The following is a 24,433-nucleotide window of genomic DNA, read 5'->3' as shown; positions in this document are numbered from 1 at the left end:
TCATTCCTGATCAAAAGATTAAGGTCGCTACGTCGCAGTGGCGCACCAGCCCTATCGCAGCCTGCGGCAGCAGTTACAGAGTTTAAAGCGTATTAAATCCCTATATATGAGATGCATATTTATATATTGAGATTTGTAGCGCTGGCGGTTTATAGTCTCCTGCACGGACTCACAGCATTCACTGCTAAAAACAAAACAGGTGAAGCGATGCAGGCGCAATTGATCGCGCTCGATTGGGGTACGACCTCCCTTCGTGCTTATTTACTCGGCCCCGCCGGGCAGGTGCTGAAAATGCGCTCGCTGGCTTGCGGGATCATGCAGTTGCCGGATACCGCCCGGTTAATTGCAGGTCACTGGTGTACCGACGGCTTTGAGCTGGCGTTCGATGAGGCATGTGCCGACTGGCTGCAAGCCAACCCCGGCATCCCGGTCATTGCCTGCGGCATGGTCGGTAGCGCCCAGGGCTGGATTGAGGCGGCTTACCGCGAGACACCTGCCAGCCTCGCGGACTTGAGCACAGCCTTGCAGACGGTACGCAGCGTGCGGGGAGTTGATGTCCATATCGTGCCGGGCGTGATCCAGCGTTCAACCCTGCCCAACGTCATGCGCGGCGAAGAAACCCAGGTACTGGGCGTCCTGCAAACCCATCCTCATCTCAACGAATGCTTGATCGGCCTGCCAGGCAGCCACTCCAAATGGGTGCAGGTGCAGGACGGCCGTCTGGTGCATTTCGATACCTTCATGACTGGCGAGTTGTATGCCGCCGTCTGCGAGCACACGATTCTGGGCCGTACCCAGCAGCCTGCTGCGCAGTTTGACGCCGCTGCATTTGCCCGTGGCGTAGAGGTGGCGCTGTCCCCGGACGGCGAGCGTGGCCCGCTGTCGACGCTGTTCAGCGCACGTACCCTGAGCCTTACCGGGCAGCTAAGCCCCGTGCAGCAGCCTGACTATGTGTCCGGTCTGCTGATTGGCCATGAGCTGGCCGCGCTGGGCAATGTGTTACGCCGACGCCGGGGCGGGAAACCGCTGCCAGCGATCATTCTGATTGGCAATACGCAACTCTGTGAGCGCTACCGGCGTGCACTGGGTGCCTGCGGATTCGCCGATGTGAGCCTGGCAGAACAGGCTACCGAGCAAGGTTTATGGCACCTGGCCCAGGCGGCCGGGTTGCTCCAACACACTGATCTGGAGGCCTGAGATGCTCAAGCAAGCACTGGCAAAAAACGGACTGATCGCGATTCTTCGCGGTTTGCGTCCACACGAGGCGCAAGCTATCGGCAAAGTGCTGTATGACGAGGGCTTTCGTACCCTGGAAGTACCGCTTAATTCTCCCCAGCCCTATGAAAGCATCCGTATCTTGCGCAGCACCTTGCCTGCCGACTGCCTGGTCGGCGCGGGCACGGTGTTGACGGCGCAACAGGTCGAGCAGGTGAAAGCGGCGGGGGGGCAGGTGATTGTCATGCCCCACAGCGACCCCACCGTGCTGCGTGCGGCCAAGGCAGCGGGCTTGTACCTGTCGCCGGGTGTCGCCACGCCCACCGAAGCCTTTGCTGCGCTGGCCGAAGGTGCCGATGTGCTGAAGATGTTCCCGGCCGAGCAAATGGGCCCGGCCGTGGTCAAGGCCTGGCTGGCCGTGTTGCCCGCCGGTACGCTGCTGATCCCGGTTGGGGGCATAACCCCGGACAACATGCAGGTGTTTGTCGATGCCGGGGTATCCGGGTTCGGTTTAGGCTCCGGCCTGTTCAAGCCCGGGATGAGCCCGGATCAAGTGGCGGTTAACGCCAAAGCCTACGTGCACGCCTGGAATGCCCGGCGTCAGGCCAACTGACTGGCGCTGTGGCGCCCCATCGAACAAGAGAGACAACACGATGAAAATCACCAAACTCACCACCTATCTGGTTCCGCCGCGCTGGTTGTTCCTGAAGATCGAAACCGATGAAGGCGTGACCGGCTGGGGTGAACCCGTGGTCGAAGGCCGCGCCCACACCGTGGCCACTGCGGTGGATGAACTGTCGGACTACTTGATCGGCAAGGACCCGCGCAATATCGAAGACATCTGGACCGTGCTTTATCGCGGCGGTTTTTACCGTGGCGGGGCGGTACACATGAGCGCCCTGGCCGGTATCGACCAGGCACTGTGGGATATCAAGGGCAAGGCGCTGGGGGTGTCGGTCAGCGATTTGCTGGGTGGCCAGGTGCGGGACAAGATCCGGGTCTATTCGTGGATCGGCGGCGACCGTCCGGCCGACACGGCCAGGGCAGCCAAAGAGGCCGTGAGCCGCGGGTTTACCGCGATAAAAATGAACGGCACCGAAGAGCTGCAGTTTGTCGACAGCTTTGAAAAGGTCGATCTGGCGCTGGCCAACGTGGCGGCGGTGCGTGATGCGGTGGGCCCCAATGTCGGCATTGGGGTGGATTTCCATGGTCGTGTTCACAAGCCGATGGCCAAGATCCTGATGAAGGAGCTGGACGCGTACAAACTGATGTTTATCGAAGAACCGGTACTGAGCGAAAACTACGAGGCGCTTAAAGAGCTGGCGCCGCTGACCAGCACACCGATTGCCCTGGGCGAGCGGTTGTTTTCACGCTGGGATTTCAAGCGGGTGCTCAGCGAAGGTTATGTCGACATCATCCAGCCGGATGCGTCCCATGCGGGCGGGATCACCGAAACCCGCAAAATCGCCAACATGGCCGAAGCCTATGACGTGGCCCTGGCCTTGCACTGCCCCCTGGGGCCGATTGCACTGGCGGCCTGCTTGCAACTGGATGCGGTCTGCTACAACGCCTTTATCCAGGAGCAAAGCCTGGGTATCCACTACAACGAAAGCAACGACCTGCTGGACTACGTCAAAGACCCGGCGGTATTCGATTACGACAAAGGCTTTGTAAAAATCCCCAACGGTCCGGGCCTGGGTATCGAGATCAACGAAGAGTATGTGCAGGAGCGTGCGTTGATCGGCCACCGCTGGCGCAACCCGATCTGGCGCCATGCCGATGGCAGCTTTGCCGAGTGGTAATGCCACTCATGTAGTCGCTGCCGAAGGCTGCGAAGGGTTGCGTAGCAACACGTTATATCGCAAGCACCGATGGCCCCTTCGCAGCCTGCGGCAGCGACTACAGGTTCTGCCCCCACGACCTCAATAAACATAAGAAAGAGGCATGCCCATGTCATCTGCAAGCACTGTCGCGCCCGCGATTTTAGTGGCGCCTAGCCGCAAGCGTTTTTTCATCATGGTGCTGTTGTTCATCACCGTGGTGATCAACTACCTGGACCGCAGCAACCTGTCGATTGCCGCCCCCGCACTGACCACCGACCTGGGGCTGGACCCGGTGCATGTGGGGCTGATTTTTTCGGCTTTCGGCTGGACCTACGCCGCCATGCAAATCCCCGGCGGCTGGCTGGTGGATCGGGTGCCGCCGCGTATTCTCTACAGCGTCGCCTTGCTTCTGTGGTCGGTGGCCACGGTGATGCTCGGCTTTGCCGCGAGCTTTATCGCCCTGTTCGTCTTGCGCATGGCGGTGGGTGCGCTGGAAGCCCCGGCGTACCCGATCAACAGCCGGGTGGTGACCACCTGGTTCCCGGAGCGCGAGCGCGCTACGGCCATCGGTTTTTACACCTCAGGGCAGTTTGTCGGTCTGGCGTTTCTGACGCCGGTACTGGCCTGGCTGCAGCATCACTGGGGCTGGCATATGGTATTTGTCAGCACCGGTGCGGTGGGGATTGCCTGGGCCGCTATCTGGTATGCGGTGTACCGCGAACCCCGGGACTTCAAGGGCGTCAATCAGGCTGAAATCGATTTGATCGCCGAGGGGGGCGGGCTGGTGGATATCCAGAGCCAGACCGCCAAGCGCAAGGCGGCGTTCAGTTGGCTGGACCTGGGGATCGTGCTCACCAAACGTAAACTGTGGGGCATTTACCTGGGGCAGTTCTGCCTGAATTCGACGCTGTGGTTTTTCCTGACATGGTTCCCCACCTACCTGGTGAAATACCGCGGCATGGACTTTATCAAGTCCGGTTTGCTGGCTTCGTTGCCGTTTCTGGCGGCGTTTGTGGGCGTGCTGTGTTCCGGGTTCTTTTCTGACTGGTTGATTCGTCGCGGTTACTCGGTGGGCTTTGCTCGCAAGCTGCCGATCATCGGCGGGTTGCTGATTTCGACCTCGATCATTGGCGCCAACTTTGTCGACTCGACGCCGCTGGTGATTGCGTTTCTGGCGCTGGCGTTTTTTGGCAACGGGCTGGCGTCGATTACCTGGTCCCTGGTGTCGACATTGGCACCGGCGCGGCTGCTGGGGCTTACCGGCGGGGTGTTCAATTTGATCGGTAACCTGTCGGCGATTACCACGCCCATCGTGATCGGCTTTTTGGCCACCGGCGACTCGTTTGCCCCGGCAATCACCTATATTTCGGTGCTGGCGCTGCTGGGGGCGTTGTCCTACATCTTGCTGGTGGGCAAGGTCGAGCGGATCGAGCTGTAGCCGTCAGTCAGCCGGGCGACCATAATGCTGCCCGGTTCTCACCTATCAATGGAAAGGCTGGCTATGCAGGACGACTCCACGAAAATCGCTCCGACCGGTACCCAAACCTTGCTCCGCGGCCTGGCGGTGGTTCAGGCCGTGGCCAATGGCGCGCGTGACCTCAAGGACATCGCCCGGGTGATCGGGACCACGCGCAGCACCACCCATCGCCTGGCCAGTTGCCTGGTGGATGAGCGTTATTTGCGGGTGTTGCCCAAAGTGGGATATTTGCTGGGGCCCAAGCTGATCGAGCTGGGTTTTCAGGCCCGTGAAGAGCTGCCGTTGGTGACGCTGGCCGAGCCGTATCTGGATCAATTGTCAGCCTTGACCGGCGATACCATTCATTTGGCGGTGCGCGAGGGGGATGAGGTGCTGTACCTGCACAAGAACCCGGGGCGAAATGGCCCGGAGATGCGTTCGCGGGTGGGGCACCGGATGGCGATGGCACGTACCGGCATTGGCAAGGCCATGTTGCTGGATGCGCCCCTGGACGAATGGCGGCGCCTGTATGAAGCCGGCCAGAGCGCAGGCGGCAAAAAACCGTTGTGGCCCGATCATCAGGAACCGTCGTGGGAGCAGTTCGAGGAGCGCATGCGCGGGTATGTGGCGGGAGGGTATGCGTTTGACCTGGAAGACAACGAACCGTCGATCCGCTGTGTGGCTGCGCCCATACGTGATGCCAGCGGGCAGATCGTCGCGGCCATCAGTATCGCCAGCACTGTGCCGTATATGCCCCATGAGAAAATGACCGGGTTGATCCCGGTCATTACCCATGCCGCACAACAGATATCGGCGGAGTTGGGCGGCTAAAACCCTTGGCTTAGGCTTTCAGGGTTTTCATGTCGATCACGAAACGGTATTTCACGTCGCCTTTAACTACACGCTCAAAGGCTTCGTTGATGTTTTTGATGTCGAGCATTTCGATGTCGCAGGTAATCCCGTGTTCGGCGCTGAAATCCAGCATCTCCTGGGTTTCGGCAATGCCACCGATCAACGAACCGGCCAGCACGCGGCGCTTGAATACCAGGTTGAAGGCGTTGAGTGCCGGTTCAACCGGTTCGATCAGACCCACCAGAATGTGCACGCCGTCAAACGTCAGGGTTTCGAGGTACGGGTTCAGGTCGTGCGGCACCGGAATGGTGTCCAGCAGGAAGTTGAAGGTGCCTGCAGCGGCTTTCATCTGCTCGGCGTCGGTGGACACGATCACGTGGTCTGCACCTTGGCGGTAGGCTTCTTCGGCCTTGGCCTGGGAGCGGGTGAACAGCGTCACTTCAGCGCCCAGGGCCTTGGCGAACTTGATGCCCATGTGGCCCAGGCCGCCCATGCCCAGAATCCCGACCTTGTCGCCCGGCTCAACACCGTAATGAACCAGTGGCGAGTAGGTGGTGATGCCGGCGCACAGCAGCGGTGCGGCGCTGGCCGGGTCGAGGTTTTTCGGGATGCTCAGCACGAAGTGTTCGCTGACCACCATGTTGTCCGAGTAACCGCCCATCGTCAGCGTGCCGTCGATACGGTCCGGGCTGGCGTAGGTCTGGGTCATGCCTTCCAGACAGTATTGCTCAAGATCTTCCTTGCAGGCCGAGCAGGTACGGCACGAGTCGACCATGCAGCCCACGCCGACGAGGTCGCCGACCTTGTGTTTGGTGACTTTGTCGCCAATGGCCGTCACCTTGCCGACGATTTCATGGCCAGGCATCAGGGGGTAAGTCGCGAAGCCCCAGTCATTGCGCGCCTGGTGGATGTCGGAATGGCAAACGCCGCAGTACAGCACTTCGATGGCGACGTCGTCCGGGCGGGGGGCGCGACGGTTGAACTGCATCGGCGCCAGTGGGGCCTTGGCGTTCTGAGCGGCATAACCGATAGCGTTATAAGTGACAGTGGACATGAGAACCTCGCGAAACGTTGACTGTGTAGAGGGGGGGATTTTGCGCCTGGATGCTTTGCAGGACTATGACGATTCCTCCGTGTGTCATGCCTAATACTCCGGAGTAACAGGTCTGCTGTCGCTTTATTGACCAATTCTGCGAAGATGCAGCTGTCTATTCCTCCTGTGAAAATTTCTCCATGCTTTTGACCCGTCACCGGGACGAGAACGCCATGCTGGTGTCTCTGATCGAACCGCTGGCGACACAAACCGGTTTTGTGTCCACCTTGTTACCTGAAGTTCGGGTTGTTTCTGCGTGCCGGGTAGTGGCCCGTATGCCGCAGATCTATGAGCCTAGCCTAATGGTGATTGCCCAAGGCAGTAAGTTGGCCTACCTGGGGCAGCGCACGATGGAATACGGTGCAGGGCATTATCTGGTGCAGGCGCTGTCAGTGCCTTTTGAGTGTGAAACCTTTGCCTCCGAGGACGCGCCTCTGCTGGGGGTGGCAATCAGTATTGATCGCGCCGTGCTGGGGGAGTTGGTGCTGGCGATGGGGCTGGCCCCGGATCGCAGTGCCGTGGCGCAGACGCCTGAGTCGATGACGTCGGCGGTACTGGATGACGACATGCGCCACGCCGTCGAGCGCCTGCTGCGTTGCCTGCATGATCCGATGGAGTGCCGGATCATGGGCCAGGCACGGCTGCGCGAAGTGCTGTTCGCGGCATTGCGCGGGCCGCAGGCGGGTGTGTTGCGGGCATTGGTCGAGCAGCAAGGGCAGTTTGCTCGGGTGGCGGCATCGTTGAGTTACTTGCATGAGCATTTCGCGCAGCCGCTGAATGTCGAGACCCTGGCCCGTTGCGCGAACATGAGTGCATCCACGTTTCACGAACATTTCAAGCGCAGCACTTTGCTGTCGCCGGTGCAGTACCTCAAGCGTTTGCGGCTGTTGCGGGCACAGCAATTGTTATTGAGCGAGGGACTGGGTGTGGCGCAGGTGGCGGAGCGCGTGGGCTATCAAAGTACTTCGCAGTTCAGTCGCGAGTACAAGCGCTACTTCGAGCGCAGCCCGGGGCATGAAGGGGTAGGGTGCTAGCCAGCCGGTGTGACGGGCGTGTTGTGGGAGCGGGCTTGCTCGCGACGCGGGCAGCGCAGTCTGTCAGGCAAACCTGGGCGATCCCATCGCGAGCAAGCCCGCTCCCACAAATCCGGGGGCAATAAAAAAGGCCCCCGAAGGAGCCTTTTTGACTTACATGTTCGGGTAAGTCGGCCCGCCGCCACCTTCAGGGGTTACCCAGGTGATGTTCTGCGATGGGTCCTTGATGTCACAGGTTTTGCAGTGAACGCAGTTTTGCGAGTTGATCTGGAAGCGCTTTTCGCCGCTTTCCTGGGTGATCACCTCGTACACGCCCGCCGGGCAGTAGCGCTGTGCCGGCTCGTCGTAGAGCGGCAGGTTGACGCTGATCGGGATGCTCGGGTCGCGCAGCTTGAGGTGGCACGGCTGCTCTTCTTCATGGTTGGTGCTGGAGATGAACACCGAGCTGAGTTTGTCGAAGCTGAGCTTGCCGTCAGGTTTCGGGTAGTCGATTTTCTTGCAGTCTTTGGCCTGTTTCAGACACGCATAGTCTGGCTTGGTGTCGTGCAGGGTGAACGGCATCTTGCCGCCAAAGATGTTCTGGTCGAGCCAGTTGAAACCACCGCCTACGATGGGGCCGAACTTGTGCAGTGCCGGGCCGAAGTTGCGGCTGGCGAACAGTTCGTCGAACAACCAGCTGGCTTTGAAGGCTTCAACGTAGGTGTTGAGTGCATCGCCACCTTCGGAGTCTGCGAGCAACGAGTCAGCCACGGCCTCAGCTGCGAGCATGCCGGACTTCATTGCGGTGTGGCTGCCTTTGATCTTGGAGAAGTTCAGGGTGCCCAGATCGCAACCGATCAATGCGCCGCCGTTGAAGATCATTTTCGGCAGTGAATTCAGGCCGCCTTTGCAGATGGCGCGGGCGCCGTAGCTGATGCGTTTGCCGCCTTCGAGGTATTGCTTGAGCACCGGGTGATGCTTGAGGCGCTGGAACTCGTCGAACGGTGACAGGAACGTGTTGCTGTAGGACAGGTCAACGATCAGGCCGACAACGACCTGGTTGTTTTCCAGGTGATACAGGAAAGAGCCGCCGGTGTTTTCGCTGCTGATGATGTCCAGCGGCCAGCCAGCGGTGTGGACGACCAGGCCTGGCTGATGTTTGGCCGGGTCGATTTCCCAGATTTCCTTCAGGCCAATACCGTAATGCTGGGCGTCGGCCTCACTGTCGAGCTTGAAGCGTTCGATCAGTTGCTTGCCCAGATGGCCACGGCAGCCTTCAGCGAACAGGGTGTACTTGCCACGCAGCTCCATGCCCGGGGTGTACAGGCCTTCTTTAGGGTTGCCTTCGCGGTCAACGCCCAGGTCGCCGGTGATGATCCCGCGAACCACATTGTTTTCGTCGAACAGGACTTCTTGAGCAGCGAAGCCGGGGTAGATTTCTACGCCCAGGTTTTCGGCCTGTTGCGCCAGCCAGCGGCACAGGTTGCCCAGGGAGATGATGTAGTTGCCTTCGTTGTGCATGGTTTTAGGCACAAAAAGGTCAGGTACCTTGGTCGCAGTGCTATCGCTGCGCAGTACATAGATGTCGTCTCGGGTCACTGGAGTGTTGAGCGGAGCGCCCAGTTCTTTCCAGTCCGGGAACAATTCGTTCAAGGCACGGGGTTCGAAAACAGCACCAGATAGAATGTGAGCACCGACTTCGGAGCCTTTCTCAACCACGCAGACGCTGATTTCTTTACCGGCTTCGGCGGCCTTCTGCTTTAAGCGGCAGGCGGCGGACAAACCGGCAGGGCCGGCGCCGACGATGACCACGTCGAATTCCATGTATTCGCGTTCCACAGGTTCTCTCCTACTCAAGGCTCAACGGTATTTTTCTAATTGGAGGTTTGGCACTTCATCCATTACGCCCTCGACCCCGAGGTTGAAGAATCAATGGATGACGCACCGCTCTCTCTGATGGGCGGGCATTATATCTACACCACTAGCAGCGTCCAATACAAACGTTTGTTTGAATCCGCTGCAAGCCAGATAAATCAAAGACGCGCGGCTCAAAACTGGCCCATTTGCTGTATTGACCGCAAAAGGCGTTCCGGTCAAGATACGGGCGGTTTTGCGCTCGCCGTAGGCTGATTGTTGGTTTCAAGAGCACCTCTAAAGACAGGGCATAGGCACAAGCCTGTAGGAGCCTGCCATTTTTTGAGCGGAGTTTACACGTCCTTTCGGTGTATGACTTGTTAGTCACATCGGACAGACGGTCGCACGGGGAATCGTCGGTACTCGTCTATAAGCAAAGCAACGATCTTTGGAGGTGCCCTTGTGCTGATGAGCATCAACCGCCAGGTTCGCCTAGGCGACTTTCTTTTCACCGGAGAGTAACGAGGAATCCATGAAGGTTCTTGTAGCTGTCAAACGAGTGGTCGATTACAACGTTAAAGTACGCGTCAAAGCGGACAACTCCGGCGTTGACCTCGCCAACGTCAAGATGTCGATGAACCCCTTCTGCGAAATCGCTGTGGAAGAAGCCGTACGCCTGAAAGAAAAAGGTGTTGCGACTGAAATCGTCGTCGTCTCCATCGGCCCGACCACTGCTCAGGAACAGCTGCGTACCGCGCTGGCACTGGGTGCAGATCGCGCCATTCTCGTCGAGTCCGCCGAAGACCTGACCTCCCTGGCCGTAGCCAAGCTGCTCAAGGCCGTTGTCGACAAGGAACAGCCTCAACTGGTGATCCTGGGCAAACAGGCCATCGACAGCGACAACAACCAGACCGGCCAGATGCTGGCTGCGCTGACCGGTTTCGGTCAGGGCACTTTCGCTTCCAAAGTCGAAGTGGCAGGTGACAAGGTTGCCGTGACCCGTGAAGTGGATGGCGGCGCGCAAACTGTTTCGCTGAGCTTGCCAGCGATCGTCACCACTGACCTGCGTTTGAACGAGCCGCGTTATGCGTCCTTGCCAAACATCATGAAAGCCAAGAAGAAGCCGCTTGAAGTGCTGACCCCGGACGCGCTGGGTGTTTCCACGGCTTCGACCAACAAAACCCTGAAAGTTGAAGCGCCTGCAGCACGCAGCGCTGGCATCAAGGTCAAGTCGGTGGCTGAACTGGTCGAGAAACTGAAAAACGAAGCGAAGGTAATCTAATCATGACTATCTTGGTAATCGCAGAACACGACGGCAAGACGCTGGCTCCGGCCACGCTGAACACCGTAGCCGCTGCCGCTAAAATCGGTGGCGACATCAACGTTCTGGTTGCAGGCCAGGGCATTGGCGCTGTAGCCGAAGCCGCCGCGAAAATCGCTGGCGTGGCTAAAGTGCTGGTCGCCGACAACGCGGCTTACGCCCATCAGTTGCCTGAAAACGTTGCACCACTAGTTGCTGAGCTGGGTGCTGGCTACAGCCACATCCTGGCGGCTGCCACGTCCAACGGCAAAAACATCCTGCCGCGCGTTGCTGCGCAGTTGGACGTGGATCAGATCTCCGAGATCGTTTCGGTCGTCAGCGCTGATACTTTCACGCGTCCGATCTATGCCGGTAACGCCATTGCCACCGTGCAGTCCACTGCGCCGGTAAAAGTGATCACCGTACGTGCGACCGGTTTCGACCCGGTTGCCGCAGAAGGTGGTTCGGCAGCGGTTGAAGTGGTTGCAGCGGTTCACGATGCAGGCACTTCGTCGTTCGTTGGCGAAGAACTGGCCAAGTCGGACCGTCCTGAACTGACCGCTGCCAAAATCGTCGTTTCCGGCGGTCGCGGCATGCAGAACGGTGACAACTTCAAACTGCTCTACACCCTGGCTGACAAGCTGGGCGCTGCTGTTGGCGCATCTCGCGCAGCAGTGGACGCAGGTTTTGTGCCTAACGACATGCAGGTCGGTCAGACCGGTAAAATCGTTGCGCCACAGCTGTACATCGCGGTGGGCATTTCCGGCGCGATCCAGCATCTGGCCGGCATGAAAGACTCCAAGGTGATCGTTGCGATCAACAAGGACGAAGAAGCACCGATCTTCCAGGTGGCCGATTACGGCCTGGTAGCGGACTTGTTCGAAGCCGTACCTGAGCTGGAGAAGCTGGTTTAATCCAGTCGCTTCACTTATAAAGAGCCCGGTCATCCGGGCTGTGGGGAAGGGCAGGGCACTCAGTGTCTTGCACCGTCTTCATGGCCAGGGTGACCGGGCTTTTTTGTGGGTCTCAATTGTGTGTGGAGCGTAGGGCTATGGATGTGCGTCAACTGAGCAGGTTGCTATTGGGGTTGGCGTTATTGCCTGTGTTGTCTGAGGCGGCGGGCAAGTGTGAGCGCCTGATCGTCACTGGCAGTCCCGATGCACCGCCTTATTTGTGGCGCGACCCAGCCGACCCTGCGCACTTGATCGGCGCCAGTGCTGATCTGATCCAGCAGGCGGGTCATGAGCTGGGGATCAAGGTTGAAGTGCTCTACGGTGGCAAGCGTGCCCAGGCCCAGGACGAAGTCCGTGCCGGGCGCATGGACATGTTGCTGGATGCGCCGCTGACGGTTGGCGGACTTTCGTCGTTCGACTACATTCACCCGCCCTTGGTGCGTAACGACTATCTGGTGTGGACCCGCAAGGACTCCACCCTGGTCTACGAAACGCCTGCCGACTTGCATGGGCATGTGGGCGCCGTTTCTGAGAAAGCCCGGTTAAGCGAGACATTCAATGAGTTCGCTCAGCATCAGCTCACCCAGGAGCGTCAATCCGGCTTGACCCAGGCTTTCCAGAAATTGCTGCTCGGCCAGGTCGAATACGTTCTGGCCGGGCGCTATTCCGGTATGGCCACTGCGCAAACCCTGGGCATTGCCGATGACCTGATAGCGCGCTCGCAGCCCATTGATCAGCCCGGGCTGTTTTTGGCCATTTCCCATGACTCGGCCTGCAATGAACCGTGGTTGCGCGGACAGCTCGCCAAAAAGATGACAGAATTGCCCGCGTCCGGCCTGACCGAGGCGGTACTGCAACGCAATCTAGAGCGGTGGAAAGCCCAATTGCTACAACCGCTCAGCGCCCCAAAACAGTAGGAATCCCTAGTGACAATTCGACCTCTTTTCGCTGCCCTGGCCGTTTTGGCTCTGGCGGGGTGTGCAGCCGATCCTGCGCCGAATGAACAATTGCGTTTGACCGAACAAGCCCTGGAGCAAGCCAAGGCCGTGGGTGCCAAAGCCGATGACTTGGCTGAGTTGAAACAAGCCGAAGACAAGCTGGCCCAAGCGCTGGCAGATATGGCAGATGAATCCTACAAAGACGCGCGCATGCAGGCCGAACAAGCCGAACTGGATGCCCGATTGGCCGAAGCCCGTGTGCTGACGCAGAAAAGCCAGGAACAACTGAACGTGCTCAATACCCGTATTTCGCGCTTGCGCAAACAGCTGGCGGAGGCGCAATGAGCCTTACGTACAGAGCTTTCATGGGGGTGCTGGTTGCGGGTTGCGTCAGCCTGACCGGATGCGCCGGGCATCACAACAGCGAACTGGCCTTGCAGCAGGCCAGCACGGACTTTCAGACCGTGAAGGAAGACACCAATGTGCTGCGCATCGCGCCCAAGGACGTGATCCGTGCCGGTGAGTCCCTGGCCCGTGCTGACCGTTTGTCCAGCTTCTGGGGCAGTGGTGAAGACGTTGCGCATTACGCCTATTTGAGCCAGCGCTACAGTGAAATCGCCCGTGAGCACACGCAACAGGTGCTCAATGAGGAGCGTGGGGCCAAGCTGGAGCTCGAACGTCAGCGTCTGCAACTGGCGTTGCGTGAAGCCAAGTTGTTGAGTGTTCAGCAACAGGGGCAATGGCTGGAAGAGCAAATCATCAGCCTGGCCACTACTCAGACTGACCGTGGTCTGGTCATGACCCTGGGTGACGTGTTGTTCGACACTGGCGAAGCCGACTTGAAAAACTCGGCCAACCGCACGGTACTCAAGCTGGTGCGTTTCCTGCAACTGAACCCCAAGCGCATTGTGCGGATCGAGGGCTACACCGACAGCACCGGAGGCAAGGAGGATAACCTCAAGTTGTCCCGTGACCGCGCGCAGGCCGTGGCCGATGTGCTGGTCGATCTGGGTATCGACGAGAAGCGTATCCAGGTGGAAGGTTATGGCGATCAGTACCCGGTTGATGTCAATGCCACGGAGCGCGGCCGGGCACAGAACCGCCGGGTTGAAATCGTCTTCTCTGACGAAAAAGGCCAACTGGGCGCAGCGCGCTAAAGCCCGATATCGCTGGCTGAATATGGGAGCGGGCTTGCCCGCGATTGAATCAAAGCGGTGTGCCTGGCGCATCGCGGCGGCGAAATCGCGAGCGAGCCCGCTCCCACAACGGGTTCTGTCGCCCATACAGTTTTCCCCCGCACACCCCCTGTACGGCTTAGTTAAGTGACAACTGTGCCCGTACACTTCTAAACTGTTCCGGTATTGTTCTCCACAAAAATAAAGTTTGAACATCGAGAGCGGCGCCATGACCAACCTTTTGCTCTATCAACGTATCGCTCAGCAGTTGGCTGAGGATATTCGGCGTGGCGTTTATCAGCCTGGCGAACGTGTGCCTTCGGTTCGCAAGATGAGCTCTCAGCTCAACGTGAGCCATGCCACGGTGTTGCAGGCTTACGCCAATCTTGAAGATCAGGGCTTGATCAGGGCACGGCCGCAGTCCGGCTATTACGTGCACCAGACCCCCGCATTGACTGCGCCCACGCCTGATATCGCACGCGTGGAGCGTCCGGGCCTGGTCACCCGCAGCAGCATCATCCAGCAAGTATTGGTCGAATCCCGTCGCGAAGGCGTGTTCCCGCTGGGCGCAGCCGTGCCCAGTGTCGATTACTTGCCTGTACGGGCGCTGCATCAGCAATTGGCCAAGGTCACGCGCTTTCATAGCCCGCGGGCGTTCAGCTACATGTTCAGTCCGGGTTTTGAGCCGTTGCGCCGGCAGGTGGCAATCCGCATGCGTGACGCTGGAGTGGTGGTCGATCCCAGCGAAGTGATCATTACCCACGGCTGTGTCGATGCGCTGCAAATGTCGTTGCGCGTGCTGACCCGTCCCGGAGACCTGATCGCGGCTGAGTCGCCGACTTACTACGGGCTGCTGCAGCTGGCTGACCTGCTGGGCTTGAAAGTCATCGAGATCCCCAGCGATCCTGCTACTGGCATGAGCCTGGAAGCCTTGCAGCTGGCGGCCAATCAATGGTCGATCAAGGCCTTGGTACTGACCACGCGCCTGAGCAATCCCCTTGGCGGGACCATGCCGGAAGAGCGGCAAAAGCAGTTGCTGCGTCTGGCTTCCGATTTTGATATCCAGATTGTCGAAGACGATATCTACGGCGAGTTGATGTTTGAGGTTGGGCGCACCAAGGCGCTGAAAGCCTATGATCGTCTGGATCGGGTCATTTATTGTTCGAGTTTTTCCAAAACCCTGTCCCCCGGTGTGCGTATCGGCTGGATGATCGCCGGCAAGTTTCAGCAGGAAATCCAGCGTCTGCAAACCTTTACCACCCATTCGGCATGCAGTGTGACGCAGATGGGGGTGGCGGCTTACCTTGAAAACGGCGGTTACGATCGCCATTTACGTTACATCCGCCAGGAATACAGAAAGAACCTGAGTGCGTTCCAGCTGGCTGTTCAGCAGCACTTTCCGGAAGGGACGCAGATGTCACGGCCTAGCGGGGGCTTTATCTTGTGGGTCAGTTTGCCGGGCCGGGTCAACACCCAGGAACTGCATGTCCGGGCATTGCAGCAAGGTATCAGCATCGCGCCGGGACTGATTTTCAGTAATACCGAGCAGTTTAACCACTGCATACGACTTAACTGTGCCACACCCTGGAACCGGGAAGCCGATCGGGCCCTGATGACCCTTGGCATGCTTGCCAATCAGCTGTGCCAGGAAGCCGCAGGCCTGTACGGAGGAAGCTCGGCAGCTGTCGGGATGGCATTTTGACCATAATCACCTTGTCACCCTGTGCGTAAAGCGCGAGCATACGCACCTGAACCGTTAAAGCTGTGGGAGTTATGAGAGCGACATTTTGTGTTGGCCTTTTGTTGGTGGGCGCCTTGAGTGCGCTTAATGCTGTGGCCGCGACAGCGGCACCTGTACAACCTCCATCAACCTCCAGTCAGGCGCAATCTGCCCACTCGCCCGCCAAGCCTGGCGCCAGTGCGAAAAAGGCACCGGTCAAAAAGCGTGCACCCATCGCATCCAAATCCAAGTCGGCCCATGAAATCGCCAAGAAGCGATTGCCTGCGGCGACTCTCGACTTGCGTTTGCCGCCCGAGATGGTCAAGCAGCTGCATCCTTTGGGCACTGTTCCCATGCCTGTGCACAAGCCGTTGCTGCCCAACATGTTTGGCGAGAAACCCGCCGAAGACAGCCCTTTTCAGCTCAACGGGCGGTTGCTCAGCAATGAGATGAACCTGCAGTTGCGCAATGAGGCCCGTCACAATGAAATCGAAGGCGCTGCGCTGGATTTCGAGTTCAAGCAATAAGTGTCGAGTGCTCAAAAACAGGCTTCTAAACTGACTGCTCAGTCACTGTCGTTTATCAGCACATTCTGCTGAACGGTCAATTTCAAACACCTGTTCCAGCGAGTACTATCCCTTGTCATCAACACACTTTGCCCCGAATGAGGTGCTAACGTCATGAATTGCCGTGAAGGCTGTGGCGCTTGCTGCATCGCCCCTTCCATCAGTACACCGCTGCCAGGCATGCCCAATGGCAAGCCGGCCGGGGAACGCTGCCTGCATCTTTCAGCCGACTACTTGTGTGGTTTGTTCGGCCAGCCACAACGTCCTGCAGTCTGTGGCGACTTCAAGGCCGACATCGAGGTATGCGGCAATAACCGGGAAGAAGCCATTAACCTGATCGGTTGGTGGGAGCAGATGACCGCGGCATAGTGTGTTTGTGACCAGTGAACAGACCTTCAACAATAAGGAATAAGACAATGGGTTCGTTGCATCGAGTGGCATTGGTATGTGGTTTGAGTGTTCTGCTGGTGGGCGTGGCCCAGGCCGAAGACTGGAAGGTCGCCAAGGATCAGGACGGCATCAAGGTCTCGCTGAGTGAAGTCGCCGGCTCCCAATACAAGGCCTACCAGGGCGTGACGACCATCAAGGCGCCGCTGGCCAAGATCAGCAAAATACAGGAAGACGTGGCGGGCGCTTGCGCCTGGATCCATGAATGCCAATCGCAAAAGTTGCTCAAGCATGAAGGCGATCAGAGCTGGACCTACACCCAGTTCAAAACACCTTGGCCGGTCACCCCGCGGGACTCGGTGCTGCTGGTGACGACTGCACAGGGCGCAGATGGCAGCCTGACCCGTACGCTCAAAGGCATGCCGACCTACGTCCCGGAAGAAAAGGGCTTTGTGCGGGTGGCTCAGGTCAATGGTTTCTGGAAGCTTGTGCCTAAAGGCGACAACTTGACCGAGGTGACGTATCAGGTTCATACCGAGCCGGGCGGCAGCGTGCCTTCCTGGTTGGCCAACAAGTTTGTGGTCGATGCCCCGTTCAATACCCTCAAGGGGCTTAAGGAGCGTGCTGAAAAGCCATAACGCTGATCGGGCATGTCTGGTCCTGGGCAGCGCATCTGTCCAGGTGCCGGGTGCAGGTTTTGCAGGCAAGCGTAAAACCTGTTGAAATTCATGGCTTACCCCCTTGGCAGGCGCTGCGCCGTGGAGCTACTCTGCATCCAGACCAGCGAAGTAATCGACTGGCTCTGATCTTGTTCGCTACATGCTTATTACTCCCCTTGTCACGGCATACCTGCTGCCGATAGGGGAGCGCTGAATGTCTATCCATTGCGAGGAGGACGTTTCATGAGCACAGCCCATCAAGAAGACCTCAGCAGCTATGTGCTGCGCCGCATGAAAGAAGGCGGTTTTGATTTTTCACGCATCCATCCAATCGAGTTTTACGCGATCTTCCCGGACGAGGAGCGGGCGCGCAGGGCTGCAGGTAAATTTTGTGGTGAATCCCTGAACGCACAAATCAATGTGCGTGATGACGGGGCGTGGTATCTGGAATTAAGTAAAGTGATGTACGCCACCTATGGTGGTATCGGTGATTTTGAGCAGGACTTTGAAGCTGTAGTGGTACCCCTGGGCGGCATTATTGAAGGCTGGGGTGTAAAGCAGGAGGTGCGGGGCCTGTTGAATTGATAGATGTTTGACCGGTTAGCGGCTGGCCTCAGGGCTGGCCGTTCTGGTTTTTGCGCCAGGCAATTGAGCCCTCGCAACCTGTAGTCGACGAAGACGCGCAGCAGCTGCGCGTCTTCGGTATTTGGGCGAGTCTTTAGCCGATGACCTTGGTCAAGTTCGGCAAGATCAGCAGCAAGGTGGTAGCAAAGAGGATGAGTCCGGCCTGGCGTACTTTCGTATGTTTAAACATGGCTATCTGCCTTTTTTTGTTATTCCTGAACGACAATGCCTGCGCCAAGAGCGCCACGCCTTGAAAACAAAGCGGTCCTGACGACAGGCTTAACCTTAGAGCCCCCATAAGATATGGCTTAGAACCCTTTAACATCATTCAAGTGCAGTAAGTTTCTAAAACGCTATTAGGTTTCTTGAGTTCGCCCTGTCAGCCCGTTGCTAGACGCAACGGGCTCTTTGGTCGTGAATATTCTTAGCGCCCTACCGTTCGTCCGGGAGCATTGTCCAGCCAGGTTTTACCCTGCAAAAGCCCGGTGCCGTCAGGCTTGAGGGGGTATTACTACGTTCAGTACTTGTCATGAATTGCCCTTTCAAGGCAGGCTCTGTCGAGTTGCTATCACTACTTTCGCCTTTATCGTGCCAGGTACTTTTATGTCGCTACGCATCTGCATTCTGGAAACCGACATTCTGCGTCCAGAGTTTGTTGATCAATATCAGGGTTACGGGCAGATGTTCGTGCGCCTGTTCTCCACGCAGCCTATCGCGGCACAATTCAGTGTTTTCAACGTGATGCATGGCGAGTATCCGTCTGACGACCAGTCTTTCGATGCTTATCTGGTAACCGGCAGCAAAGCTGACTCGTTTGGTTCCGATCCCTGGATCCAGACCTTGAAAACCTATTTGCTGACCCGCTATGAACGAGGCGACAAGCTGCTCGGTGTCTGTTTTGGTCATCAATTGCTGGCGCTTCTGCTGGGCGGCAAGAGCGAGCGCGCTATCCAGGGCTGGGGTGTCGGAACCCATCAGTACAAGCTGGCCGCCAAGGCGCCGTGGATGAGCCCTGTGGTTGAAGAGTTGACGCTACTGATCAGCCACCAGGACCAGGTCACGGCCTTGCCGGAAAACGCCACGGTAATCGCCTCCAGCGATTTCTGCCCGTATGCCGCTTACCACATCAACGACCAGGTGCTGTGCTTCCAGGGGCATCCCGAGTTTATCCACGACTATTCGCGGGCCTTGCTTGACCTGCGCCAGGAACATTTGGGCGAGCAGATCTACAGCTCCGGCATCGCCAGCCTGGATCAAGACCATCATGGGCGCACGGTTGCCGAGTGGATGATGCGTTTTGTTTCGCACAAGCCGCAAACCGCCTGATACCCGGTTTGGCTCTTGTGGGAGCGGGCTTGCTCGCGATGGTTTCTACTCGGTATCGCTGATGCACCGAGTTGTTTGAATCGCGAGCAATCCTGCTCCCACGGGGCAGGTTACAGCCAGCCAGAGCGCTTGAAGCTCGCCCACAGGCCGGTCACGCCCACCGCAATAAACCCCAGTACGCCGAAATAACCGTAATGCCAGCTTAGCTCCGGCATGTTCTGGAAGTTCATCCCGTAAATGCCCGCCACTGCAGTGGGGAAGGCCAAAATGGCCGCCCAGGCTGCGAATTTGCGCTGCACGATGCTCTGGCGTGAGGACTCCAGCAACACGACGATCTCAATCGTCTGGGTGGCGATATCACGCAGGTTGGTGAGGTCTTCCATCTGGCGGGTGACATGAATCTGCACATCGCGAAAATACGGGCGCATGTTCTTGTCGATAAAGGGGAACGTCAGGCGTTGCAGTTCTTCGCTGATTTCCACCATGGGCGCCACATAACGGCGCAGTCGCAGCACGTCGCGGCGCAGGCCATGCAAGTGCACGATGTCAGCTTCATTGAGGGCGTTGCCCATGATGCTTTGTTCAAGCTGTTCGATTTCGGCGTGGATGGCCTGGCTGACGGGCTGATAGCTCTCAGTCACGAAGTCGAGCAGGGCGTACAGGACAAAGTCCTCGCCATGCTCCAGCAGCAGCGGGCGAGCCTCACAGCGCTGGCGCACGGACTTGTACGAAGCCGAGTGGCCATTGCGGCTGGTGATGATGTAGCCGTTGCCAGCAAAGATATGGGTTTCTACAAACTCCAGCTGGCCTTCATGGCGAATGGGCGAGTAGATAACGATAAACAGCGCGTCGCCGAAGGTTTCGAGTTTGGGCCGGCTATGTTGCTCAAGGGCATCTTCGATGGCCAGTTCATGCAGATTGAACTGGCGCTGCAAGTTGCTCAGCTCTTGCGCGTCGGGCTGCTCCAGACCAATCCAGACGAAGTGGTCGGGCTTTTTGGCCCACTCGATCCCTTCGTCCAGAGTGATATTGGTGACTTTCTTGCCTGCGCTGTAAACCGCAGCAGCAACAACTCTCCCCATAGTTCTAATCGCTTCTTCTTCAAAGGGTTATGGCACGAAGATGCAGCTTAGCGCGCAATCCACCACTTTGAGTCTACAAACGTTCAGAGGTTCGGGTTGGACGCAGTCGAGTTGCCCCCTGCCACGGGCGGCACGTGACGGTTTTGTTGGCTCAGCAACTCACGATCCATGGCTTCGATGCACTCGCGCATCTGCTCTTGGCACTGCTCCATGAGTTGCGGGATGTCGTCCAGAGTCAGGCCGGCGGTCGGGATCGCGGGCAAGGAGCGGATCTGGATATCGGCACTGTGCCAGCGGTTGAGCTTAAGGTGCTGGCTATAGGTGCTGACACACACCGGCACAATAGGCACTCCGGCAGTAATTGCCATCTGGAATGCGCCTTTTTTGAAGGGCAGCAGGGTTTTGCCCAGATTGCGCGTGCCTTCCGGAAAAACCCAGATGGACGTGTCTTTTTCCTGCAGGGTGCGGGTAGTGGTCAGCATCGATTTGCGGGCTTTCTGGGCGTTGCCCCGATCAATCAGCACGTTGCCCGCCAGCCAGAACAGTTGGCCGAACAACGGTACCCACTTAAGGCTTTTCTTGCCGATGCACACCGTGCGGTGCGGCACTACGTTGCCGAACACAAACAGATCGTAGTTGGATTGATGGTTGGCAATGACCACACAGCTTTGCGGCTTGTCCATCAACGGCCCAACCTCGGTCTTGAGCTTGTAGCCCAGGATCCATCTGGATGGCCAGGCATACAGTCGTGCGCACAGACGACTGTTGTCCGGGTTGAAAGGACGACAGATACCCAGCAGTACACCCAGCACGCCTGCGATCATAAAATGCAGACACATCAACAACATACGTATCGAAAGTAGCATTTACAGGCTCGCGAAAACAAAAGTCGGCGCAGTGTACGGATGTGCACTGTATTCAGCAATTACCCCGATACAACTAGGAGATGACTGAAGTTTAAGCAGTTGTTTCAACGTGCTGGTTGAGGGGCGGGCTAGAGATGTTCAGCAAGATATGGCTCAAGGCCAGGGGAGGGAGAATCCCGACCGCAGGCTGCAATCGGGATCCGTCGACAGGGGGGCAGGGTCAGAGCGGGTGGAGTTGATCCTCCTCGATGGCCTTGTCCAGCGTCTCCAGCAGCGCTTTGCGTACCTTCAGTTTGGTGTTTTTGTGAGCCTTCATATTGATCTTCTTTAACTGACGGGCCACTTCGAGGGCGGCGGCCTGCAATTCTTCCGGCTTGACCACCTTGTCGAGGAAGCCTGCGTCGACGGCGGTGAGCGGGTTAAACATTTCGCCATTGATGACCGAGCGATGGAATGCGGATTTGCGCAGCCGGTCGCGGGCCAGTTCAATGCCGGCGTGGTGCATGGTCATGCCGATCTGCACTTCGTTCAGGCCGATGCTGAATGCGCCTTCGACGCCGATGCGGTAATCCACCGACAACAACAGGAATGCGCCCTTGGCCACCGCATGGCCGGTGCAAGCGATAACCACCGGGAATGGGTGCGCCAGCATGCGGCGAGCCAGGGTCGACCCCTGCCTGACCAGCTCAATGGCTTGCTCGGGGCTGGCCGTCATCACCTTCAAGTCATAACCGCCCGAGAGAATGCCAGGTTGCCCGGTAATAATGACCACCGCGCGATCCTGCTCGGCGCGGTCCAGCGCGGCATTAAACGCAGTGATCACATCCGGTGAAATGGCATTGACCTTGCCATTGCTCAAGGTCAGCGTGGCGATACCGTCTTCCAGGTGGTAGGCAATCAAGTCACTCATGGCGCAATTCCTTGTTATGAAGTGGGGCAGACGTTACCCAGCCCCACGGCACAGGTAAAGGGCTATGACTGACTGGTGAGTCATGGGATTGGCCTTCGCCCTCTATATAGAAGGCAGCGGGGCAGCGATCGGGGTCGAGAGAGCAGCGCGTCAGAACCGGAATTTGGCAGAATCACCCGCGAAGGGCATGCCTCAAAAACGACTATTTTCGTAAGCACATGAAAATTCTGAAAAAAACATTTGTCATATCGAAAGCTTTCGACTACATTAGCGCGCCTCGACAGACAGAACTTGTTTGAAGAGATACGGTGAAGTGTCCGAGTGGCTTAAGGAGCACGCCTGGAAAGTGTGTATACAAGAAATTGTATCGAGAGTTCGAATCTCTCCTTCACCGCCACATTAAGTAAACACAAACCCCTGATTTTCCTAGAGAAAATCGGGGGTTTGTGGTTTCTGGCGTCTGGAAAAGGGCAGTATGGGAACAATATGGGAGCACGACCGCTGAACGGCCCGTATTCTGCTTGAAGGCTCTTCTTCGAACTCAAATGGATTTAGACGATTATGAAAGTGCTCCCCCTTGGTGTGCTGGTGTTGCTGACTGCAGGTTGCGTCCAGGTCCAGCAGTACACGCCCCCTCCCGGTGCCCCTCAGGCGCAGATCCGCAGCGAAATGGACGCTTTGAGCAATTATCGAAACTACCTGACCCTGACCGAAGCTCCGATTGTGGGCTGCAAGTACGGCAGAACCGTGGCGGTGAAGCCAGGTCGGCAATTGTTCGCCGTGCGGGACAAAACATCCCGGCCAGCAGGCTTTATCCCGGTAGAAGCGGCAAAACCCATCCATTTGGTAGTGGATGGCGCAGCTAATGCCGGCCGTAGATGCAAGATCGAATTCGTCAGCGAGTTCGCCCCGGCTGCCCGTTATGTCATTAAGGGAGGCATTGTCGAGAGCCCCGAGACTTACGATTCGTGCCAGGTCAAAATCTTCAACGAGGACACCGGAGCGCCTCTGTTGATGCTCGAGCCGTCAACGCTCAAGAACGATTGTGCTCTGGACAAGTTGCCGTTTACGGCGCGTTGATTGTTGCAGGAAAGGACGTGTAGTCGCTAACAAGCGGAGTGAGGCTGCGTCGGTCGACGCAGTCGTCGCACAATGTGCTGCTGCAAGGCACCCGCTAAATCCTAATGGCTGGATGTGTGATCGCCGCGCCAGCGGGTCACGTTAATAATGCCAACAGTCTCATCTTTAATAATGAGCGTTATCGGTAACTTAGAAGAGTATGAGCAGTGTCATATTTAACGGGTCGGGTTTATTTGCGATAAGGCGCCTTGCATGTTTTTAGTTCTGACCTAATATCTGTTCGCACTAAGCAGCGCGACACGATTCCAGGACCGGTTTTCTGTCGCGCCTGCTTTCCAATCGTTTGACGTAGAAGGAACTACGATGAATGTTGACTGGCAAGGTGCGGGTGATATTCAGGCTATTTTCGGCACACTGATCGACAAGGAGCTTAATTGCACCGTCGAAGAACGTGACCGTCTCTCTATTCCTATTTCCAACGCGCTGATAGAAAAGTTTGCACGGTGGGGGTTGTATAAATACAACTTGCCCGCCGTGTGGGGCGGCCAGGAAGTTGGTTATGCCCAGTGGGGCCGTGTGCTGGAAAAGCTCGGGTATTTATCCACGGACTTATCGTTTCCATTTTTGATATCCGTGAGGATGTCATTTATTTCTTTTTTAATTGCGGTGGGGCGAGAGGATATAAATAACGAATACCTGGTTCACCTGATTGAGGGTAAAACAGGTGGTGCATTTGCTTATACAGAAGATGCCGATGCTTTTTCTTTTATCTCCCGTGCCGTGCCCTCTGCGGACGGTAAAACCTATACGGTTAATGCCGTGAAAAAGATCGTTACCGGCGGTGAGACGGCGAATTATTTTTTACTGTTTGTCCATGGTGATACCGCGGACATGCAAGTGTTTCTTGTGCACGCCGACGATCCGGGTGTTGTGGTGACACCGAGCGTAATGCATGGCTGTCGATCAACAGGGATTGCCTGTTTGACATTGACAGATGTGCGCCTGGATAAACACCGCTTGTTGCTGGCCACGGACGGCCTGAGTTTTGCGCAGCGTTATTTTCTTAATTGCAGGCGCTCATTGCAAACCACCTTGTTTTTAGGGCGCGCCCGCGCCGTGATTGAAACCACCGTGGCGTATTTGCAAAACACTGTGCGTTACGATCAGCAGTTGATCGATATGCAGCATGTTCAGGCCTGTATCGGTGAAATGTATATGGCGCTTGAGTCATCCCGCACCTTGGTCCATTACTCACTGGAGCGTCAGGTCAGGCAAGAGTCTGACGTGTACTGGGATGCAGTGGCTTCAATGGCCAAGTATCAGGCGGTGGAGGATGTGAACAGAATAGCCCTCCAGGCCCTGAACCTGACGGGTGGCTGGGGCTATACCGAAAGCAGCGGTATCGGCCGGGCGCACCGTGACTTTACGGCCCTGGTGGCAGGGGCCGATCCGCAGGAAAAGCTCAAGGTTGATATGGGGATTCGGATGGTGCACGACCTGGACATGATGTCCCGGCGTTCTTCAAAAAAGGAGAGTTGAAC

General features: G+C 57.4%; 24 protein-coding genes and 1 tRNA gene. 20 read left to right on the top strand and 5 right to left on the bottom strand.

The genetic code is table 11. The features are described 5' to 3' along the window. The first annotated feature begins 207 nt into the window (after positions 1 to 207). From KO536_RS17140 to KO536_RS17120, 5 genes are all read left to right on the top strand, one after another. Positions 208 to 1,197 (top strand): 2-dehydro-3-deoxygalactonokinase, encoded by a 990-nt coding sequence (locus KO536_RS17140; RefSeq protein WP_219262519.1) that lies wholly within the window; start codon positions 208 to 210, stop codon positions 1,195 to 1,197. A 1-nt stretch (position 1,198) separates the two neighbouring features. Then, positions 1,199 to 1,828 carry a 2-dehydro-3-deoxy-6-phosphogalactonate aldolase gene (locus KO536_RS17135; protein WP_219262518.1) on the top strand — a complete coding sequence of 210 codons (630 nt, stop codon included), beginning with the start codon at positions 1,199 to 1,201 and terminating at the stop codon, positions 1,826 to 1,828. A 40-nt stretch (positions 1,829 to 1,868) separates the two neighbouring features. Continuing rightward, a complete protein-coding gene (gene dgoD, locus KO536_RS17130; RefSeq protein ID WP_019827958.1) occupies positions 1,869 to 3,017 on the top strand; it encodes a galactonate dehydratase in 1,149 nt (382 codons plus the stop codon). A gap of 148 nt (positions 3,018 to 3,165) precedes the next feature. Then, positions 3,166 to 4,476: an MFS transporter gene (locus KO536_RS17125; protein WP_133075634.1), complete on the top strand. Its 1,311-nt coding sequence runs from the start codon at positions 3,166 to 3,168 to the stop codon at positions 4,474 to 4,476. A gap of 63 nt (positions 4,477 to 4,539) precedes the next feature. Continuing rightward, positions 4,540 to 5,325, top strand: coding sequence for an IclR family transcriptional regulator (locus tag KO536_RS17120; protein WP_219262517.1), 786 nt, complete (start codon positions 4,540 to 4,542; stop codon positions 5,323 to 5,325). Between the two features lie 10 nt (positions 5,326 to 5,335). Here the strand turns inward: KO536_RS17120 and KO536_RS17115 are convergent, their stop codons facing one another. Next, positions 5,336 to 6,400, bottom strand: a complete 1,065-nt coding sequence (locus KO536_RS17115) for an NAD(P)-dependent alcohol dehydrogenase (RefSeq protein ID WP_133075632.1) — start codon at positions 6,398 to 6,400, stop codon at positions 5,336 to 5,338. Between the two features lie 179 nt (positions 6,401 to 6,579). Between KO536_RS17115 and KO536_RS17110 the strand changes: the two genes are divergently transcribed. Next, positions 6,580 to 7,473 carry an AraC family transcriptional regulator gene (locus KO536_RS17110; RefSeq protein ID WP_219262516.1) on the top strand — a complete coding sequence of 298 codons (894 nt, stop codon included), beginning with the start codon at positions 6,580 to 6,582 and terminating at the stop codon, positions 7,471 to 7,473. Between the two features lie 153 nt (positions 7,474 to 7,626). On the opposite strand, the gene KO536_RS17105 is transcribed toward KO536_RS17110, so the two are convergent. Further along, positions 7,627 to 9,291, bottom strand: coding sequence for an electron transfer flavoprotein-ubiquinone oxidoreductase (locus KO536_RS17105; protein WP_219262515.1), 1,665 nt, complete (start codon positions 9,289 to 9,291; stop codon positions 7,627 to 7,629). A gap of 547 nt (positions 9,292 to 9,838) precedes the next feature. Here KO536_RS17105 and KO536_RS17100 point away from each other — a divergent pair. From KO536_RS17100 to KO536_RS17050, 11 genes are all read left to right on the top strand, one after another. Next, entirely contained in the window at positions 9,839 to 10,588 is a 750-nt protein-coding gene (locus KO536_RS17100) for an electron transfer flavoprotein subunit beta/FixA family protein (protein WP_133075629.1), read from the top strand. A gap of 2 nt (positions 10,589 to 10,590) precedes the next feature. Further along, positions 10,591 to 11,520 (top strand): electron transfer flavoprotein subunit alpha/FixB family protein, encoded by a 930-nt coding sequence (locus KO536_RS17095; RefSeq protein ID WP_133075628.1) that lies wholly within the window; start codon positions 10,591 to 10,593, stop codon positions 11,518 to 11,520. A gap of 137 nt (positions 11,521 to 11,657) precedes the next feature. Further along, a complete protein-coding gene (locus tag KO536_RS17090; RefSeq protein WP_219262514.1) occupies positions 11,658 to 12,476 on the top strand; it encodes an ABC transporter substrate-binding protein in 819 nt (272 codons plus the stop codon). A gap of 9 nt (positions 12,477 to 12,485) precedes the next feature. Then, on the top strand, positions 12,486 to 12,842 hold the full coding sequence (locus KO536_RS17085; RefSeq protein WP_133075626.1) for a DUF4398 domain-containing protein: 357 nt from the start codon (positions 12,486 to 12,488) through the stop codon (positions 12,840 to 12,842). After that, positions 12,839 to 13,654 (top strand): OmpA family protein, encoded by an 816-nt coding sequence (locus KO536_RS17080; RefSeq protein ID WP_133075625.1) that lies wholly within the window; start codon positions 12,839 to 12,841, stop codon positions 13,652 to 13,654. Before KO536_RS17085 ends, KO536_RS17080 begins: the two co-directional genes overlap by 4 nt. A 247-nt stretch (positions 13,655 to 13,901) precedes the next feature. Then, complete coding sequence (locus KO536_RS17075; RefSeq protein WP_133075624.1) at positions 13,902 to 15,374, top strand: PLP-dependent aminotransferase family protein; 1,473 nt, start codon at positions 13,902 to 13,904, stop codon at positions 15,372 to 15,374. Between the two features lie 71 nt (positions 15,375 to 15,445). Next, a complete protein-coding gene (locus tag KO536_RS17070) occupies positions 15,446 to 15,919 on the top strand; it encodes a translation initiation factor 2 (RefSeq protein WP_219262513.1) in 474 nt (157 codons plus the stop codon). Positions 15,920 to 16,072: 153 nt separating this feature from the next. Beyond that, positions 16,073 to 16,327, top strand: coding sequence for a YkgJ family cysteine cluster protein (locus KO536_RS17065; protein WP_133075623.1), 255 nt, complete (start codon positions 16,073 to 16,075; stop codon positions 16,325 to 16,327). 47 nt (positions 16,328 to 16,374) lie between these two features. Beyond that, the gene (locus tag KO536_RS17060; RefSeq protein ID WP_133075622.1) at positions 16,375 to 16,983 is read left to right on the top strand and encodes an START domain-containing protein; all 609 of its coding nucleotides are present in this window, start codon (positions 16,375 to 16,377) and stop codon (positions 16,981 to 16,983) included. Between the two features lie 264 nt (positions 16,984 to 17,247). After that, positions 17,248 to 17,589: a ribonuclease E inhibitor RraB gene (locus KO536_RS17055; protein ID WP_019827425.1), complete on the top strand. Its 342-nt coding sequence runs from the start codon at positions 17,248 to 17,250 to the stop codon at positions 17,587 to 17,589. A 642-nt stretch (positions 17,590 to 18,231) separates the two neighbouring features. Then, positions 18,232 to 18,954: an amidotransferase gene (locus tag KO536_RS17050; RefSeq protein ID WP_133075621.1), complete on the top strand. Its 723-nt coding sequence runs from the start codon at positions 18,232 to 18,234 to the stop codon at positions 18,952 to 18,954. A 110-nt stretch (positions 18,955 to 19,064) separates the two neighbouring features. Here KO536_RS17050 and KO536_RS17045 read toward each other — a convergent pair whose 3' ends face one another. From KO536_RS17045 to KO536_RS17035, 3 genes are all read right to left on the bottom strand, one after another. Then, positions 19,065 to 20,036: a magnesium and cobalt transport protein CorA gene (locus KO536_RS17045; RefSeq protein WP_133075620.1), complete on the bottom strand. Its 972-nt coding sequence runs from the start codon at positions 20,034 to 20,036 to the stop codon at positions 19,065 to 19,067. Between the two features lie 83 nt (positions 20,037 to 20,119). After that, positions 20,120 to 20,902, bottom strand: a complete 783-nt coding sequence (locus tag KO536_RS17040) for a 1-acyl-sn-glycerol-3-phosphate acyltransferase (RefSeq protein ID WP_219262512.1) — start codon at positions 20,900 to 20,902, stop codon at positions 20,120 to 20,122. Positions 20,903 to 21,122: 220 nt separating this feature from the next. Then, positions 21,123 to 21,812: a crotonase/enoyl-CoA hydratase family protein gene (locus KO536_RS17035; RefSeq protein WP_133075618.1), complete on the bottom strand. Its 690-nt coding sequence runs from the start codon at positions 21,810 to 21,812 to the stop codon at positions 21,123 to 21,125. Positions 21,813 to 22,119: 307 nt separating this feature from the next. Between KO536_RS17035 and KO536_RS17030 the strand changes: the two genes are divergently transcribed. The 3 genes from KO536_RS17030 to KO536_RS17020 all read left to right on the top strand — a co-directional run bounded on the left by KO536_RS17030 (position 22,120) and on the right by KO536_RS17020 (position 24,431). Further along, a tRNA-Ser gene (locus KO536_RS17030) sits at positions 22,120 to 22,209 on the top strand. A 164-nt stretch (positions 22,210 to 22,373) separates the two neighbouring features. After that, positions 22,374 to 22,892 (top strand): hypothetical protein, encoded by a 519-nt coding sequence (locus KO536_RS17025; RefSeq protein ID WP_133075617.1) that lies wholly within the window; start codon positions 22,374 to 22,376, stop codon positions 22,890 to 22,892. 363 nt (positions 22,893 to 23,255) lie between these two features. Further along, entirely contained in the window at positions 23,256 to 24,431 is a 1,176-nt protein-coding gene (locus KO536_RS17020; protein ID WP_219262511.1) for an acyl-CoA dehydrogenase family protein, read from the top strand. Positions 24,432 to 24,433 lie beyond the last annotated feature (2 nt).

The organism is Pseudomonas sp. NKUCC02_KPG (assembly GCF_019345465.1).
In the GTDB taxonomy this organism is placed as follows: domain Bacteria; phylum Pseudomonadota; class Gammaproteobacteria; order Pseudomonadales; family Pseudomonadaceae; genus Aquipseudomonas.
The sequence above is the reverse complement of the archived record's forward strand: the minus strand, read 5'-3'. Positions and strand labels throughout refer to the sequence as shown.

Excerpts from the sequence above, each read along its gene's own strand:
- KO536_RS17140 (WP_219262519.1), top strand. The coding sequence starts at position 208 with ATGCAGGCGCAATTGATCGCGCTCGATTGGGGTACGACCTCCCTTCGT.
- KO536_RS17135 (WP_219262518.1), top strand. The coding sequence starts at position 1,199 with ATGCTCAAGCAAGCACTGGCAAAAAACGGACTGATCGCGATTCTTCGC.
- dgoD (WP_019827958.1), top strand. The coding sequence starts at position 1,869 with ATGAAAATCACCAAACTCACCACCTATCTGGTTCCGCCGCGCTGGTTG.
- KO536_RS17125 (WP_133075634.1), top strand. The coding sequence starts at position 3,166 with ATGTCATCTGCAAGCACTGTCGCGCCCGCGATTTTAGTGGCGCCTAGC.
- KO536_RS17120 (WP_219262517.1), top strand. The coding sequence starts at position 4,540 with ATGCAGGACGACTCCACGAAAATCGCTCCGACCGGTACCCAAACCTTG.
- KO536_RS17115 (WP_133075632.1), bottom strand. The coding sequence starts at position 6,400 with ATGTCCACTGTCACTTATAACGCTATCGGTTATGCCGCTCAGAACGCC.
- KO536_RS17110 (WP_219262516.1), top strand. The coding sequence starts at position 6,580 with ATGCTTTTGACCCGTCACCGGGACGAGAACGCCATGCTGGTGTCTCTG.
- KO536_RS17100 (WP_133075629.1), top strand. The coding sequence starts at position 9,839 with ATGAAGGTTCTTGTAGCTGTCAAACGAGTGGTCGATTACAACGTTAAA.
- KO536_RS17095 (WP_133075628.1), top strand. The coding sequence starts at position 10,591 with ATGACTATCTTGGTAATCGCAGAACACGACGGCAAGACGCTGGCTCCG.
- KO536_RS17090 (WP_219262514.1), top strand. The coding sequence starts at position 11,658 with ATGGATGTGCGTCAACTGAGCAGGTTGCTATTGGGGTTGGCGTTATTG.
- KO536_RS17080 (WP_133075625.1), top strand. The coding sequence starts at position 12,839 with ATGAGCCTTACGTACAGAGCTTTCATGGGGGTGCTGGTTGCGGGTTGC.
- KO536_RS17075 (WP_133075624.1), top strand. The coding sequence starts at position 13,902 with ATGACCAACCTTTTGCTCTATCAACGTATCGCTCAGCAGTTGGCTGAG.
- KO536_RS17070 (WP_219262513.1), top strand. The coding sequence starts at position 15,446 with ATGAGAGCGACATTTTGTGTTGGCCTTTTGTTGGTGGGCGCCTTGAGT.
- KO536_RS17065 (WP_133075623.1), top strand. The coding sequence starts at position 16,073 with ATGAATTGCCGTGAAGGCTGTGGCGCTTGCTGCATCGCCCCTTCCATC.
- KO536_RS17060 (WP_133075622.1), top strand. The coding sequence starts at position 16,375 with ATGGGTTCGTTGCATCGAGTGGCATTGGTATGTGGTTTGAGTGTTCTG.
- KO536_RS17055 (WP_019827425.1), top strand. The coding sequence starts at position 17,248 with ATGAGCACAGCCCATCAAGAAGACCTCAGCAGCTATGTGCTGCGCCGC.
- KO536_RS17050 (WP_133075621.1), top strand. The coding sequence starts at position 18,232 with ATGTCGCTACGCATCTGCATTCTGGAAACCGACATTCTGCGTCCAGAG.
- KO536_RS17045 (WP_133075620.1), bottom strand. The coding sequence starts at position 20,036 with ATGGGGAGAGTTGTTGCTGCTGCGGTTTACAGCGCAGGCAAGAAAGTC.
- KO536_RS17040 (WP_219262512.1), bottom strand. The coding sequence starts at position 20,902 with ATGCTACTTTCGATACGTATGTTGTTGATGTGTCTGCATTTTATGATC.
- KO536_RS17035 (WP_133075618.1), bottom strand. The coding sequence starts at position 21,812 with ATGAGTGACTTGATTGCCTACCACCTGGAAGACGGTATCGCCACGCTG.
- KO536_RS17025 (WP_133075617.1), top strand. The coding sequence starts at position 22,374 with ATGAAAGTGCTCCCCCTTGGTGTGCTGGTGTTGCTGACTGCAGGTTGC.
- KO536_RS17020 (WP_219262511.1), top strand. The coding sequence starts at position 23,256 with ATGAATGTTGACTGGCAAGGTGCGGGTGATATTCAGGCTATTTTCGGC.